14 protein-coding genes are annotated in these 14,645 nt (G+C 36.2%); 6 read left to right on the top strand and 8 right to left on the bottom strand.

Annotated features, from left to right (window positions below):
* The first annotated feature begins 169 nt into the window (after window positions 1-169).
* Window positions 170-1,675, top strand: coding sequence for a DNA recombination protein RmuC (gene rmuC, locus AB1278_RS21725; protein WP_202840876.1), 1,506 nt, complete (start codon window positions 170-172; stop codon window positions 1,673-1,675).
* 142 nt (window positions 1,676-1,817) lie between these two features.
* On the top strand, window positions 1,818-2,585 hold the full coding sequence (locus tag AB1278_RS21730; protein WP_343642463.1) for a TrmH family RNA methyltransferase: 768 nt from the start codon (window positions 1,818-1,820) through the stop codon (window positions 2,583-2,585).
* A 122-nt stretch (window positions 2,586-2,707) separates the two neighbouring features.
* Here the strand turns inward: AB1278_RS21730 and AB1278_RS21735 are convergent, their stop codons facing one another.
* Window positions 2,708-3,037 carry a hypothetical protein gene (locus tag AB1278_RS21735; protein WP_034694620.1) on the bottom strand — a complete coding sequence of 110 codons (330 nt, stop codon included), beginning with the start codon at window positions 3,035-3,037 and terminating at the stop codon, window positions 2,708-2,710.
* Window positions 3,038-3,220: 183 nt separating this feature from the next.
* Between AB1278_RS21735 and AB1278_RS21740 the strand changes: the two genes are divergently transcribed.
* Both AB1278_RS21740 and AB1278_RS21745 read left to right on the top strand, forming a co-directional pair.
* Window positions 3,221-4,402 (top strand): hypothetical protein, encoded by a 1,182-nt coding sequence (locus AB1278_RS21740; RefSeq protein WP_202840881.1) that lies wholly within the window; start codon window positions 3,221-3,223, stop codon window positions 4,400-4,402.
* A complete protein-coding gene (locus tag AB1278_RS21745) occupies window positions 4,386-4,967 on the top strand; it encodes a hypothetical protein (protein WP_202840883.1) in 582 nt (193 codons plus the stop codon). Before AB1278_RS21740 ends, AB1278_RS21745 begins: the two co-directional genes overlap by 17 nt.
* Here AB1278_RS21745 and AB1278_RS21750 read toward each other — a convergent pair.
* Genes AB1278_RS21750 through AB1278_RS21765 form a run of 4 tightly spaced genes read right to left on the bottom strand, consistent with a single transcriptional unit; the run spans window position 4,931 to window position 8,391 of the window.
* On the bottom strand, window positions 4,931-5,491 hold the full coding sequence (locus tag AB1278_RS21750) for a 5-formyltetrahydrofolate cyclo-ligase (protein ID WP_429816970.1): 561 nt from the start codon (window positions 5,489-5,491) through the stop codon (window positions 4,931-4,933). The genes AB1278_RS21745 and AB1278_RS21750 overlap by 37 nt on opposite strands.
* A 5-nt stretch (window positions 5,492-5,496) precedes the next feature.
* Window positions 5,497-5,727 (bottom strand): ferredoxin, encoded by a 231-nt coding sequence (locus tag AB1278_RS21755; RefSeq protein ID WP_062673534.1) that lies wholly within the window; start codon window positions 5,725-5,727, stop codon window positions 5,497-5,499.
* Window positions 5,727-6,971: a peptidase U32 family protein gene (locus tag AB1278_RS21760; protein WP_429816973.1), complete on the bottom strand. Its 1,245-nt coding sequence runs from the start codon at window positions 6,969-6,971 to the stop codon at window positions 5,727-5,729. Before AB1278_RS21760 ends, AB1278_RS21755 begins: the two co-directional genes overlap by 1 nt.
* A gap of 58 nt (window positions 6,972-7,029) precedes the next feature.
* Window positions 7,030-8,391: a rhodanese-related sulfurtransferase gene (locus AB1278_RS21765; RefSeq protein ID WP_120232570.1), complete on the bottom strand. Its 1,362-nt coding sequence runs from the start codon at window positions 8,389-8,391 to the stop codon at window positions 7,030-7,032.
* Window positions 8,392-8,731: 340 nt separating this feature from the next.
* Between AB1278_RS21765 and AB1278_RS21770 the strand changes: the two genes are divergently transcribed.
* Window positions 8,732-10,258, top strand: coding sequence for a trypsin-like peptidase domain-containing protein (locus AB1278_RS21770; protein WP_202840891.1), 1,527 nt, complete (start codon window positions 8,732-8,734; stop codon window positions 10,256-10,258).
* Between the two features lie 162 nt (window positions 10,259-10,420).
* A complete protein-coding gene (locus AB1278_RS21775) occupies window positions 10,421-10,990 on the top strand; it encodes a GNAT family N-acetyltransferase (RefSeq protein WP_429816977.1) in 570 nt (189 codons plus the stop codon).
* Window positions 10,991-11,055: 65 nt separating this feature from the next.
* On the opposite strand, the gene AB1278_RS21780 is transcribed toward AB1278_RS21775, so the two are convergent.
* The 3 genes from AB1278_RS21780 to AB1278_RS21790 all read right to left on the bottom strand — a co-directional run bounded on the left by AB1278_RS21780 (window position 11,056) and on the right by AB1278_RS21790 (window position 14,623).
* Window positions 11,056-11,511, bottom strand: coding sequence for a hypothetical protein (locus AB1278_RS21780; protein ID WP_110008516.1), 456 nt, complete (start codon window positions 11,509-11,511; stop codon window positions 11,056-11,058).
* Entirely contained in the window at window positions 11,511-11,891 is a 381-nt protein-coding gene (locus AB1278_RS21785) for a RidA family protein (RefSeq protein ID WP_034694591.1), read from the bottom strand. Before AB1278_RS21785 ends, AB1278_RS21780 begins: the two co-directional genes overlap by 1 nt.
* A 146-nt stretch (window positions 11,892-12,037) precedes the next feature.
* Window positions 12,038-14,623, bottom strand: a complete 2,586-nt coding sequence (locus tag AB1278_RS21790) for a putative LPS assembly protein LptD (protein ID WP_110008515.1) — start codon at window positions 14,621-14,623, stop codon at window positions 12,038-12,040.
* Between the last annotated feature and the right edge of the window lie 22 nt (window positions 14,624-14,645).

The raw sequence follows: 14,645 nt of genomic DNA on the forward strand, positions 1-14,645 counted from the left end.
TGGGGGCCGGAAGCGAGAGGTAATGGAATTTTATAAAGCGATTGTTTCCATATTACTTCCCTTTAAAAAACATTGAATTTAATTGTAAAAAAAATCAGTTCTTATTTGTCCAAAAGGAACTTCCAACATCCCGCTTCCAGCTTCCGACCTTTTTTCATAATTTTGGAAGATGGAGATGATATATTTAATTATTGGATTGATTGCCGGTGGTGTACTGGGCGCTGTTATACTATACTTTGTACTAAAATCGTCAATGGTTTCAAGAAGTTCTTATGATGCACTGAACACTTTATCCATTAAAACCCAATCTGATCTTGAAAATTCAAACCAGAAAATTCAGGAGCTTAATCAAATCATCAGTAAAGAGAAAGAAGCCAATATGCTGCAGCAGGATCTATTGGATGACCTTAAAAATGAATTTTCTAAAATCTCTGCCGAATATTCATCCTTAAATCTTCAGTTTCAGGAGTTAAAACAAATCAATCAGAGGCAGACTTCTCAGATAGAAACTCACATTCTTGAAAAACAGACTCTTTATGCTAAAAACTCTGAACTTTCTGCCAAAAATGAAGGTCTTCAACAATCTCTTGACACCCAGAAAGAAGAAATTGTTAAAATTCAGGAAGATTCTAAACTTCAGTTTGAAAATCTTGCCAATAAAATTTTAGAAGAAAAAACTGAAAAGTTTACTACCTTAAATCAAAATAACTTAAAAAATATCCTTGAACCTTTTCAGGAGAAAATCGCGGATTTAAAAAATAGAGTCAACGAAGCTTACGAAAAGGAAAATAAAGAACGTTTCTCCCTTGCAGAAAAGGTGAAAGAACTGGCAGAACTGAACCAGCAGATTTCCGAAGATGCCAAAAAATTAACCCGTGCCCTGAAAGGAGAAAGCAAAACTCAGGGAAACTGGGGCGAGATGATTCTGGAAAGTATTCTTGAAAAATCAGGATTGGTAAAAGGAAGAGAATATTTTCTCGAACTTGAATTGCGCGATGAAGACAATAAAGCTTTATTTTCTGAATTCTCCGGAAAGAAAATGCGTCCTGATGCTGTTGTAAAATACCCGGATGAAAGAAATGTCATCATTGATTCTAAAGTATCTCTGACTGCTTTCACAGAATTGGTTGACGAAACTGATGCTGATGTTTACGCCATAAAACTGAGCCAGCACCTCGGATCTATCAAGAATCATATTAATCAACTCAGTCAAAAAGCATACGATGACTATGGAAAATCACTGGATTTCGTGATGATGTTTATTCCGAGTGAACCGGCTTATATTGCGGCAATGCAGGCAGACCAGAATCTTTGGAACTATGCCTATGAAAGAAGAATTCTGCTACTGAATCCAAGTAACCTGATTACTTCCCTAAAACTGATTGCCGATCTTTGGAAACGTGAATATCAGAACAGAAACTCTATTGAAATTGCGGAACGCGGTGCCAGACTGTACGACAAATTTGTAGGTTTTGTAGAAAATCTGGAAAAAGTAGGACGAAATCTGGATCAGGCGAAAAATGTATTCAATGATGCTTACAAACAGCTTCATACCGGAAATGACAACCTGGTGATCCAGACTCAGAAATTGAAATCATTAGGAATTAAAAATAAAAAAGAGCTGCCACAAAGTCTTATTGACAATAGTAATCTTATTGAACCATCAGAAAGTTAAATCTCAGGAAAGCTAATCATCATACCTTTATAACCATTCTCATTTTTAAAATGGAAAAATACAGTCCATTTGAAATATCGTGGAAAAACCTTTTTATTAAAACCAGAGAAGTTCAATCATAAATTTTACATAATTTTGCAGCATGTTGATAGAAAGTTTTCAAAACGATAAAATAAAAAATGTCACTAAGCTTCTTACTGACAACAGGTTTCGTAAAAAATCAAAAGTTTTTGTAGTAGAAGGCCAGCAGGAAAATGAAAGAGCCATGCAGTATGATTTTGAGCCGCTGGAGTTCTTTATCTCTGAAAATATCTTTAAAGGAACTCTTCCCGATGGAAAAATCCATTATGTAAGTGAGAAGGTATATGAAAAAATCGCTTACAGAGGAAGTTCCGAAGGAATTATCGGCATTTACCATACCAAAGAAAATTCACTTTCATCATTTGTTCCTAAAAAAGATTCTACGGTAATTATTGTTGAAGGTGTAGAAAAGCCAGGAAATCTTGGTGCTATTTTAAGAAGCTGTGAGGCATTTGGTATTGATGCCTTGATTGTTGCTGACGGGAAAACCGATTTCTACAACCCTAATGTGATCAGATCCAGTGTAGGATGCCTGTTCGGAATGGAAGTCTATCAGGCTGAAAATACGGAAACATTGGAATTCCTGCAGAAAAACAGTTTTAATATCTACACTACGCTGATGGACGAAAGTGCTGAAGACCTTTATCAAAGAGATTTCAGACAGCGTTCTGCCGTATTATTCGGGACGGAACATTCCGGGTTAAGTGACTTCTGGATCGGAAAAGGAAAAAACACTTTAATTCCGATGGCAGGAAGTATTGATTCTTTGAACCTGAGCAATGCGGTAGCTATTACCTGCTATGAATCTCTGAAACAAAAGAAGGGATAAGCTATTCCAGATCTTATTTTGATATGAAAGAGATTGCTTCGCCTTTAGCTCGCAATGACTAAGCATAAAAAAACCGTTTCACTGGGTGAAACGGTTCTTTTATTGTTAAGCGTATGCTAGAATTATTTCTTAGCAGCATCTTTAGCAGCATCAGCAGCTCCTTTAGCAGCATCAGCAGCTCCTTTAGCAGCGTCAGCAGCACCTTTAGCAGCATCTTTAGCAACTTCAGCACCAGCAGCAGTAGTAGCAGCAGCAGCATCTTTAGTAGCTTCTACAGCAGTAGTTGCAGCAGAATCAACAACTTTAGCAGCTGAATCAGAAACTACAGCAGCAGAATCAGCTACAGTAGCAGCAGCAGAATCAGTTGTACCTTCAGTAGCAGTAGCTTCAGTTTTTTTACAAGCAACTAGAGAGATTGCAGCGATAGCAGCTACGAATAATGACTTTTTCATAATAAATTAAATTTAATTTTGTTAATATTGTTTTATAAAATTTTCTTCTGTTCTGTTATTTGAACAAGACAAAGGTAGAGCAGTTAGAAAATTTGTCTATGAAAAATAATTGTAATACCTTTGTAAAATAGTTTTACAAAAAAACATAGCTGATAATCAACAATTTAATTATTTTTTGAAAAATTGACAGATTTAGATCTATTACACTTTGAACAGCTAAAAAAGGATGTTCAGGGTCAATACTTAAAAGAATATACCCCTTCGCAGGATGACATATCCAAGTGGAAGGGTATAGATATTATATATTTTCAGGAAGACCTTCGAAAAAAAGCGAAAGGAAACATCAGTGAAAAGTCATTTTACACTTATTTTAAAACTTCACCGGTTACTAAACTACCAAGAATAGACATGCTCAATTTATTGAGCATTTATGCGGGTTACAACTCATGGTACGATTTCAAGAAACAGCATCTTTTTGCGGGTGAATTACTTCAGGAAAATGAAAATTTTGAAGACGAAGATCTCGAAGAACTTGAAAAAACAGTTTCTGAAGCTCCTGAACTTCCAAAAATTGAACTTCAACCTAAAAAAGTTGAAATCAGGACCCCAGAAAATACTGATTTACAAAAATCGAATACTGAAAACCAACAAATTACACAAAACAAAACAATAACAAATGAGATAGAAATTTCAGATGTTCCGCCTAAGAAAAATTTCTTCAAAAAGAATGCCTGGGCACTTGTTACTTCAGTTTTGATTACGATTACCGGTCTTTTAGGTTTTAAAGATGTACTTTTTTCAAAAACTTATAAATATTGTTTCATTGATAAGGACAGAGGAGTTTCTGTGATCAATACTTTAGAAATAATGGTGGTGAAGGAAAATGAGTCTCCGCTGATGTATAAAATAAAGCCGGGAGAGTGTTTTTATTATTCTACCAAGGATAAAAATCTAAAAATGCGAATCAGCGCTCCTTTCTATGAGCCTCTGGAAGTGAACAGGAACCTTGAAAATGCTCCTGAAGAAGAAAAGATCGAATTAAAGCCGGATGATTATAAGATGGCGGTTTATTATTTCTCTATAAAAGACATCAAAGGAGGAAATCCGGATGAGCAGGTTGCTCTTATCAAGCAAAAAAGAAATCAGCTTGAAAACCTGATCAGCAACAATGCAGTAATTTATCAGGTATATGATAATGATACTTATGGCATTGAAAGGCTGGATAAGCAGAAGTATATCACGCTGGTAACGACTCCAACAACCTCTCTGAAAAACCTGAATGTAATAGAAATGAAAAAGGATACCAAAGGTAAAATTGTATCCATCAAATTTAAAATTGCTACCACAGATGAAAAGAATAAGTAATTTTTTAATTTTCACCGTGCTTCTGACATTATTTATTGCCTGTAATAATAAAACCTCAGAGGTAAGCGACCTCGATAAGCTACGAAACAGCACCAACGAAAAAAGCTATCCTGCCGTACAGATGGATAGCATGCAGGCGATTAATTCCATCACCAAACAGAAAGTTCAGGAACTTCTTGATCTGTCTACTCTATATCTCAGCGGAAACAGAAATACGGAAATAGATACTGTCATTTATTCCCAGATGGAAAGCTATTTTCACAAACCGGATTCACTGACATTTAAAAGATTGCTGAAGGAACTGGACAGCATGAAAGTAAAAACAGCGAAAGTCAGCAATCTGAATGTATATAAAGATTTTTATAAAAAAGATACACTAGACTATGCCAGGTTTAATGTGGAATATTTTGACAGTAAAAACAAGTCTCTGGGAAGCTTTGAAAAGAATGCACAATACATCTTATTGTCTACATCAAAGCTTAAAAAAGAGTTTAAATTCTACTTTTTAGATTTTTATTCCAAACCGCTTCAAAAAGACAGCACTTCGGTAGGAGTAACCAAATAGTCAAGAGGAATATCATTTTCCCAGACATCATCCACATATTCATCGGGGGCAAAATAATTGACTCCGATTTTTTTTGTCTCCTCAGAAATACTTTGAAACAATCTGTCATAAAATCCTTTACCATAGCCTACTCTATTCCCTTTTTTGTCACAATACAACAAAGGCGTAATCACATAATGAAAGTATTTTTCGCCAGAATCTTCATTGGAAACAGGTTCTGAAATCCCCCAACTGTTGGTTTCAAAAGCAGTATCTTCAGAGATCTCAATATTAATAAGCCTATCTCCAACAATTTTAGGCACATACACCCGGATATTCTGTGCTAAAAAATACTGAATGAAGATTTGGGTATCAATTTCTTTCCTTGCCGGAATCGGGATAAAAACGTGTACTTTTTCTGATTCTTTTGGCTTAAAATGTTGAATGAAATTCTCAAAAATCTTTTTAGATAACAGAAAAGCCTCATCAGCAGACAAGGCTTTCCTTTTTTGGGTATATTTTTTTCTAAGCTCAGCTTTCAGCATAATGATTAAGTGATTCTTACAGAAATAATTTTCACAGGACAGGCGTTGGCTGCTCTCTCCAAATATTCAAACGCTTCGTGGTCTGGTGTTTTTAACGTGTAGAAGCCTTTTTTATCAATCGTCTTAAGCAATACCGATTTACCATCTTTTTTAGACATTCTAAAATATTCCGGAGCAAATTCGACACAGTAATTACAACCAATACATTTATCTCTCTGAAGTGTAGCAATGACCATTACGCTTTAACAATTTTATATAATTTGTCACTTGGCCGTACACGGAACTTCGTAGGGAAAGTAATCACATCAGACTTTGTTGCCTTGTCTGCCCCTGTCTTCGCATCAACGATCATACTTTCGATGACCATTTCCTGTGATCCTGTAGTAGGTCCCTGTATAAGGACACTGTCTCCTACAGAAATATCATAGGCTTCAACCACAAATTCTGCGATATTGGATTTCGGATAGAAATGCCTTCCTTTTCCAATATAAACCTTCTTTTGTGTTGCACTGGAACCGGAGTTTGAAGACCACTCACCCAGCTCCTGACCAAGATAATATCCACTCCAGAAGCCTCTGTTGTATACGGTCTCCAGAAGTTTCATCCATTCATCCACTTTTTCCTGAGAAAACGTTCCTTCCGCAATACTGTCAATTGCTTCTCTATAACATTTTGTAACTGTTGCTACATATTCCGGAGCCCTTCCTCTTCCTTCTATCTTTAAGACTTTCACGCCGGCATCCACAATCTGATTCAGGAAACCAATCGTACAAAGGTCTTTGGGAGACATCATATATTCGTTATCAAGTTCAATTTCAAAACCTGACTCCTGATCAATCACAGTATATTTTTTCCGGCAGTTCTGTTTGCAGGCCCCTCTGTTTGCTGAAGAATTATGGGAATGCAGACTTAGATAGCATTTCCCGGATACTGCCATACATAAGGCACCATGTCCGAAAATCTCCACTTCAACAAGATGACCAGAAGGTCCTTTTACCTGATCCTTTTCAATCTGAGTACAGATTTTTTTGATCTGGCTGATACTTAATTCACGGCTCATCACCATGGTATCAGCAAAAAGAGCATAGAATTTTACGGTTTCAATATTGGTTATATTAATCTGGGTGGAAATATGCACCTCCATACCAATTTGCCTTGCATAAGAAATTACAGCCTGGTCCATTGCAATCACTGCTGTAAGACCGGCTTCCTTCGCTTTATCTAAAAGTGTTCTGACGATAGAAAGATCATGATCATAGATGATGGTGTTAAGGGTCAGATACGTTCTTACTCCTTTTTCAGCACATCTTCTGGCGATTTCCTGCAGGTCATCAATGGTGAAGTTCATTGTTGCTCTTGCACGCATGTTGAGCTGCTCAACTCCAAAATAGACAGAGTCTGCACCGTTATCTATAGCCGCCTGAAGTGATATGAAATCTCCTGCAGGAGACATCAGTTCTATTTTTCCGCTTTTTGTCATTTCAAGTCTGGAATTATTAAGTTGTTAAAACAGAAATAATTGTATTGACAGCTATAAATTATGCATTTTGCACAATTCTGTACAATTTATCAGACAAACGAACTCTGAATGGCAGTGCAAAAGTAATCTGATCTCCAATGTTTGCCGTTTCACAAGGCCCTCCGTTAGCATAGATTTCAGTAATGGTAACTTCCTGCTCTCCCGTTGTAGGACCTGAGATCAATACTTTATCACCCACTGATAAATCCTTATGTTCAATTAAAAACTGTGCAATCTTTGATTTTGAGTAGTAATGTTCTGCCTTTCCAATCAATTCTTTTTTAACAGCAATCTTTTGACGGATATTTTTTGTCTCTGCTTTTGCCAAAGGCTTATCAGTTAAATCTCCTGAGTTTTTAAATTTCAGTGCATCTGATTTTCCTTTTCTGAATACTTTATTTCCAACCTGTAATCCCTTTCTCAGTTTCACCTGTTCATCCCACGGCAAATGAATGGTCTCCAGACATTCCGTAGAACAGCAGTTTTCCATCGCAGCTTTACAGTCGTCGCATTGGATAAACAACAAATGACAGGCATCATTGGCACAATTGGTATGATTATCACAAGGTTTTCCACACTGGTGGCATTGTGCAATAATATCATCTGTAATTCTCTCCCCCAGTCGGTGGTCAAATACAAAGTTTTTACCAATGAATTTACTTTTTATTCCTTCTTCTTTGATCTGCCGTGTATATTCAATGATACCTCCTTCCAATTGATAAACATTTTTGAAACCTTGGTGTTTGAAGTAAGCACTGGCTTTTTCACAACGGATTCCTCCGGTACAGTACATCAACAGGTTTTTATCTTCTTTAAAATCCTGTAGCTGTTCATTGATGATGGGTAAACTTTCTCTGAAATTTTCCACATCCGGAGTAATGGCACCTTCAAAATGCCCTACTTCACTTTCGTAGTGATTTCTGAAATCTACAACAATGGTATTGGGATCTTCCAGCATATTATTGAATTCCTGAGCTTTTAAGTGAATTCCTTTATTGGTCACATCAAAAGTTTCGTCATTCAAACCGTCAGCAACAATTTTGTTTCTGACTTTTATGGTTAATTTTAAAAATGAGTAATTGTCTTGGTCTACCGCTACATTCAAACGGATTCCTTTCATGAAGTCATAAACTTCGAGCGTATCACGAAAAGCCTCAAACTGATCTGCAGGAACACTCATCTGAGCATTAATTCCTTCTGTAGCAACATAAATACGGCCAAGTGCGTCCAATGCATTCCAGGCTATAAATAATTCGTCGCGAAATTTTTTGGGGTCTTCGATTTTGGCATACGCATAGAAAGACAAGGTAAGACGGTCTTTACCGGCTTCATCAATAAGTTGAGCTCTTTCTTCTGCGCTTAAGGTGTTATACAGTTGCATGCTATAAACGTTTTAAGTGAGAATAAAAATTTTTGCAAAGATAATCATTTTAGAATTAAGTATATTTATAACACCAATCACGAACAATAATCAGTAACCTGCCAGCAATGAAAATCAGATCACTATGTATGATAAGTCTGCCATATTTTCTTTAATTTTTTTTTAAGTTTTGTTAACTGTGGCATTAACAATTATGACATAAGGCACAAAATCATATAATAGCCGTTAAATTTTAGTTAAAATTGAAACATAGCATACTAATTGCTTACTTATTTAACATTAAATTTGTTTACTCAAAAACATAAAAAGAAAATTAATTAATAAACAAGAAAGATATACAATGAAGAGTACTTTAAAAAAACTATTACCATTTGCAGTAGTTGGAGTCCTTTCCGGAGCTACTACCGTTGGAGCTTTACAATATTTCGGACACGGCTCCAACAATGGAGATCAATCTTATTTCACAACAGCAGCACCCAATACTTCATTCGCAGGAATGAATACGGGAGCAGTAGGTGATGATTTTGTAAAGGCGGCTAAAACAACCGTTCCCGCTGTAGTAACTATTAAAAATTATCAAAGCAGAACATCAAGCAGAGCTTCAGAGCAGGATTTGTTTGACTTTTTCTTCGGAGATCCTTTCGGGGGAAGAGGCCAGCAGAGACAAAAGCAGCAGGTTCCTGATAATATGCCATCGGGAATGGGTTCAGGGGTAATCATCTCTCCGGACGGTTATATCATTTCCAACAACCACGTGGTAGCAGGTGCTAATAAGCTGGAAGTCGTACTAAGCAACAAGAAATCATATATCGCAACATTGGTAGGAACAGACCCTAATACAGATATCTCTTTATTAAAGATTGAAGAAAAAGGGCTTCCTTATCTGAATTTTGCGAATTCTGACAATATTGATGTAGGACAATGGGTTCTTGCAGTAGGAAATCCATTAGGATTAAACTCTACGGTAACAGCAGGTATTGTTTCTGCTAAAGGAAGAGGTATCGGAATCCTGGGAAGCCAGGGAAAAGCTGCTAATCCTATTGAAAGCTTCATCCAGACGGATGCTGCTATTAACCCGGGTAACTCAGGAGGTGCTTTGGTAAATACCAATGGAGAACTGATCGGGATCAATTCTGCGATTCAGTCTACCACAGGATATTACCAGGGATACGGATTTGCCGTTCCTTCTAACCTGGCGAGAAAAATTGTTGAGGATATCAAGAAATTCGGAATTGTACAGAGAGGATTCCTTGGAGTTCAGTCTTTAGATCTTTCAAATGATCAGTTAGTAGCATCTTACAACAAGCAGTTTAAAACAAATCTAAAAGTAGGATCAGGAATCTATATTACAGGATTTGGTGAAAACAGTGGTGCTGAAGATGCAGGATTGAAAAAAGGAGACGTTATCACCAAAGTAGACAACTACGATATTACAGACTTTGCTGATCTTTCCATGTCTATCGGAAGCAAGCGTCCTGGTGACAAAGTTCAGGTAACCTACTCAAGAAATGGTAAAGAAGGAACTACTTCGGTAACACTTAGAGACCAGAAAGGAGGAACTTCAACCAGAACGAAAGCCGATCTTAGCGTAACAGAAAAAATCGGATCTGAATTTGACCCTCTTACGGAACGTTTCAAAACAGAATATGGACTGAACAGTGGTGTAGTAGCTAAAAACGTTTCTGAGGGCAGTGAAATGGCTAAAATCGGAATTGTAGATAACTATATCATCATCGAGGTAAACGGCAAACCTGTCAATTCACAAAAAGATGTAGAAAAAATCCTTGAGAAATATCAGGGGAATGTACAGGTAAAATTCGTAGATGATTACGGAAGAATTTATACGAAAGGATTCAAAATGCCTTAATTGAATTTTTTTGATTTCACATTAAAAAGTTAACCATTCTTGCTTAAGAATGGTTTTTTTTGAAAAAAAGTTAACTAAGCTCAATGCAGAAACTAACACAAGCCATATAAAACACTGATTAACACACTTCTATTTTTTATATATTTGAAAAAACAAAAATGCATGAAAAAAGCTACCTATGAGGATAGAGAAAAAGTCGTTACTATTTTATGCCAGTCTTTCATAAATGTTCTTATTCCTAATTCTATCAATTTTGTCATAAAGAATTCTGGCAACAGATATAAGAGATTGAGAGCATTAATGGAATTTCAATTTGATTTATCACTGCTAAATGGAAGCATATTTCTCAGCAACGATCACAAAGCATGCATTTTATACTTAGAAAAATCCCAAATCAGTTTAAAAAAAATCTGGCTTGAAATAAAATTGCTGTTCAATTGTATTGGAATTGAAAATATCTTTAAAGTTTTACAACGAGAAAAACTCTTAGTAAAATTTCATCCGGAAGAAAAATTTGTTCATTTATGGTTAATAGCTGTAGTTCCTGGTGAACAGGGCAAAGGAATTGGAACAAGACTTTTAAAAGAATCTATGAGTAAATATGAGAACGAACTCATATATGTTGAAACAACAACATTAGAAAACAGAACCTTCTACCAACAAAATGGATTTACCATTTTCCATGAAACCTTTGAGCTGGATTATCCTCTTTATTTTTTGAAATATGTTTAATACGGAAATCTACTAACTCTTTTCAACAAAAAACGCTGCAGAATCTGCAGCGTTTTTTTTATTATTTATTTAGACTTATTCATTTTGTCAGCGATACTTTTCTTTTTATTTCTTTCATAGATCACTTCTACAATCTTCCCTCCAATCCAGGAAAACGGAAAGAACGTAAGGAAAATGGAGATCTTATAAAACGTAGGATGATAGGGAAAAATAATAACATCCAACATGGCAATAAAAAGCATAATAAAGCCAATCAGAATAGCATAGGCTACTTTAGCATATTTAACAATGATAGCGGTTGCCACTCCCCCAATAGTAGTTCCTAATCCGGAAATAAATAAAAGGAAGCCGAAAAACGCCTTATCATCTTTCATACTGAAAAGAAACCTTTGCCAGTGCTCAAACGGAGCAAAAGCCTCAAAAGTTACCCATTGCGGAAAAGCCCTTATACCAAGAGTAATAATAAGCCCTGCAATACCAAGACCTATCAGAACCGCAACTGTATTTCTTATAAAATTCATTAATCCTGATGTGCAATCATAGAAATTTCGATATCCACATTTTTAGGCAAACATGAAACCTGTACTGTTTCACGAGCTGGATAGCTTTCTGAATCTAAGTAAGATGCATAGATATCATTCATTACAGCAAAATCATCCATACTTTTAAGGAAGATGGTAGCTTTTACAACGTTTTTGAAAGTCATGCCGGCTTCAGTAAGAATCGCTTCAAGGTTTTTCATTACCTGGTGCGTTTCCTTTTCAATACCTTCTACCAATTTACCAGTTGCAGGATCTACAGGAATCTGTCCGGAGATATACAAAACTCCGTTGGCCATATTAGCTTGTGAATAAGGCCCGATCGCTGCAGGTGCATTAACTGTGTTGATTATTTGTTTCATATGCGGATATTTAATTTTTTTCTAAGGGTCATAAGCAATCACTATCTGCAATATTCGTTGGTCTTTGAATTCTGCCAACAGTGATTTCATTAGAATTTATTCTGCCTGCAAATATAAAATTTATATTTTCAAATGCCAATCTGATATTAGAAAGGTGCATTAGGCTGGGTAAAGCTTCTGTCTTTGTACTTCAAGGCATCACTTAAAATATTGGCTTTGATACCGATAAAGAAGTCATACACTTTATATTGTCCGAAAGGAACCCAGTTGAAATTGATCGTAAAGCTTCGCTGATCTCTTGAAAAACCAATTCTTGTATATGCCAATTCTTTGGTCACCATATCATAATGGGTACTTCCGTTGATATTCCAGTATGGAGTCAGTTTGATGCTACCATCCAATCCAATGGATGCAATTTTATTACCAAATCTGCTTAATCCTTTGGAATAAGCGTAATTGGCGCTGACATTTAAAGTCCAGGCCTGATCAAAGTGAGCATAATGATCATCATCAAAATAATAATTTTCATTTCGGATTTCTCCCTTCGAGGAATATTTTTTGGCATAATCTGTTTTTTCTCCAAAGATCTCGCTGCTTAAAGGATATGATAACTGAACATTGAATCCCTGTACACTGAAGTGTCCGAACTGCTCTGTTCTTATTCCGGTATCCTGTCCCGGTAAAAACTCAATTTTATAAGGTTCCAGTGCAAGACTGGTATTTACCGTTAACTTATTATTGAAAAATGAAGACTGTCCGTTGATGGAGAACACAGACCAAGGGTGATCTTTAGCGGCAAAGTTGTAGCTTCCTGCAAGGTTTAAAGATTCAAAAATTTTGATTTTCTTCACCCCTGTAGAATCACTCTTAGATTTTACTTTCATCTCGATATTGTTACCGATATTAAAACCCAAAGCTCCCTGCATACCGCTTGACGGGCTTCCGATAATTCCTTTTTCAAAAATAGAATATGGCGTCAACGCTCCGTTTGCATTATAATAGTTTCTGTAATATCCGAAATTAGGACTTGAAAAATCCGGGGAATAAGTAAAGCTTACACTCGGGGTCATCATATGTCTTACGGCTTCCACAGCAGATCCTTTTTTGAATTTCATCATCCCGAAAAGTGTGGTCTGAAGACTGGCAGAAGTAGAGAAAGTAGAGTATCCTGTAAAGTTTTTATTGATTTCATCAACAGTTACATTCTTTACCGGATCATAATACCTGTTCAGTGTTTTTGTTGTCAGGGCATTGTCAATATTCGCACTTAAACTGAAAGTAAAATATTTCGCCAAAGTTGTATTGGTAGCCAATGCGATATTATTTTTAAGGCCGGTCTGCATTTTATCCCACATTTCTTTTTTAAACAACTCATTTTCCTGAGTATTCACGAAATTGGTAAGGTTGAAACCGGTATTCACTGTAATATTTTCAAGCAATCCCTGTCTGATTCCTGTTCTTGATTTAAATAAATAAAACTGGTTGATGGCCACGTTCATCTGCGGAAGACGAAGGTCTGCCAATCCTGTCGCAAAGTTCTGGGAATATGAAGCAGTTCCTGTAATCGTCATCGGCAGTTTCAGGAATCTTTTGGTAAGGGTTACCGTAGAGTTTTGCTGAGTATTCAATACATTCTGGTTGAAAATGTAATTGTTGTTAAGCGGGTTGTTATAAAACTTGGTACTTACAATATCAACAGAAGCACTGAATGTAAGGAAAGGATTGGCTTTGGAATCCTGCGAGTGTGTCCAGTTGATTCTGTAGGTACTGTTTTTAGTATAATCGTCCAGACCTTTGATTCCTCTCACCATTGTACCGATATCGGCCGTAAAGTTTCCGGAGTAACGGTATTTCTTCTGGTAATTCACTTGTGGGCGTAGATTCCAGCTTCCTTTTGTATAAATATCTGCTAAAACCTTAAGGTCAAAGTGTTCTCCGATCGGTTGATAATATCCAATTCCGTTCAGGAAGAAACCTACATCTTCTCTTTCCCCGAAACTTGGAATCAGAATACCCGCAGCTCTTTTATCTGAGAATGGTAAAATAGCGAATGGAAGATAAAGCGGTGTAGGAACCTGTTCGATAAACATCTGAATAGGACCTGTCACGATTTGGGATTTTGTTTTGGTTTTAATCAGCTTAATATTATAAGCTCTCATAAAATAATCCGCTGCCGTATCTTTTTTCTTGATAAAATAATCATCCGTTGTATAATCTGCTTTTCTCATTGCAAATACGGAATCATTATATTTTTTGGTTTTCTGTGCTATAATTACCCCTTCACTTTCTTCTGTTCTTGCATTGAAGGCAATGGCCTGTTTTGTTTTTGTATTATAGCTGAATTCGTTGGTTTCGTATTTTTTTCCGGCCTGCGTAGTGATTACAGGCTCCACAATCTTGCCCAAAGAGTCTTGTTTTCCTCTTGCATAGATCAGATTTTTATTATCATCAATAGAGATATAATCTGCATCAATCTGCATATCCTGATACTTTACCTGAGCATTTTTGTTCAGGAATGTCATTTTTTTCGGAACGTCTCTTCTCTGATCATCCGCTTTTGTACGGAGAACATCATTGAGGGTTTCTTTTTTTACAACTATGGTATCCTTTTTGGAAATAGTATCATTAACCGCATTTTTAGGCAATTTTTCAGGAGTTTTCTGTGCTAAAAAATTGTTAAAAATTAGGATAATTAAAATTTGTAATATATTTTTGAAGACGGTTTTGGCCAATTTTATACTATATAATTAAGGC

It is taken from the genome of Chryseobacterium sp. NRRL B-14798, from assembly GCF_050470705.1.
Classification (GTDB): domain Bacteria; phylum Bacteroidota; class Bacteroidia; order Flavobacteriales; family Weeksellaceae; genus Chryseobacterium; species Chryseobacterium cupriresistens.

What these genes read in the sequence shown, in the direction of transcription:
- AB1278_RS21755 (WP_062673534.1), bottom strand. Translation starts at nt 5,727, where the DNA reads ATGGTCATTGCTACACTTCAGAGAGATAAATGTATTGGTTGTAATTAC.
- AB1278_RS21765 (WP_120232570.1), bottom strand. Translation starts at nt 8,391, where the DNA reads ATGCAACTGTATAACACCTTAAGCGCAGAAGAAAGAGCTCAACTTATT.
- AB1278_RS21760 (WP_429816973.1), bottom strand. Translation starts at nt 6,971, where the DNA reads ATGACAAAAAGCGGAAAAATAGAACTGATGTCTCCTGCAGGAGATTTC.
- AB1278_RS21770 (WP_202840891.1), top strand. Translation starts at nt 8,732, where the DNA reads ATGAAGAGTACTTTAAAAAAACTATTACCATTTGCAGTAGTTGGAGTC.
- AB1278_RS21730 (WP_343642463.1), top strand. Translation starts at nt 1,818, where the DNA reads ATGTTGATAGAAAGTTTTCAAAACGATAAAATAAAAAATGTCACTAAG.
- AB1278_RS21735 (WP_034694620.1), bottom strand. Translation starts at nt 3,037, where the DNA reads ATGAAAAAGTCATTATTCGTAGCTGCTATCGCTGCAATCTCTCTAGTT.
- AB1278_RS21750 (WP_429816970.1), bottom strand. Translation starts at nt 5,491, where the DNA reads ATGCTGAAAGCTGAGCTTAGAAAAAAATATACCCAAAAAAGGAAAGCC.
- AB1278_RS21775 (WP_429816977.1), top strand. Translation starts at nt 10,421, where the DNA reads ATGAAAAAAGCTACCTATGAGGATAGAGAAAAAGTCGTTACTATTTTA.
- AB1278_RS21785 (WP_034694591.1), bottom strand. Translation starts at nt 11,891, where the DNA reads ATGAAACAAATAATCAACACAGTTAATGCACCTGCAGCGATCGGGCCT.
- AB1278_RS21780 (WP_110008516.1), bottom strand. Translation starts at nt 11,511, where the DNA reads ATGAATTTTATAAGAAATACAGTTGCGGTTCTGATAGGTCTTGGTATT.
- rmuC (WP_202840876.1), top strand. Translation starts at nt 170, where the DNA reads ATGGAGATGATATATTTAATTATTGGATTGATTGCCGGTGGTGTACTG.
- AB1278_RS21745 (WP_202840883.1), top strand. Translation starts at nt 4,386, where the DNA reads ATGAAAAGAATAAGTAATTTTTTAATTTTCACCGTGCTTCTGACATTA.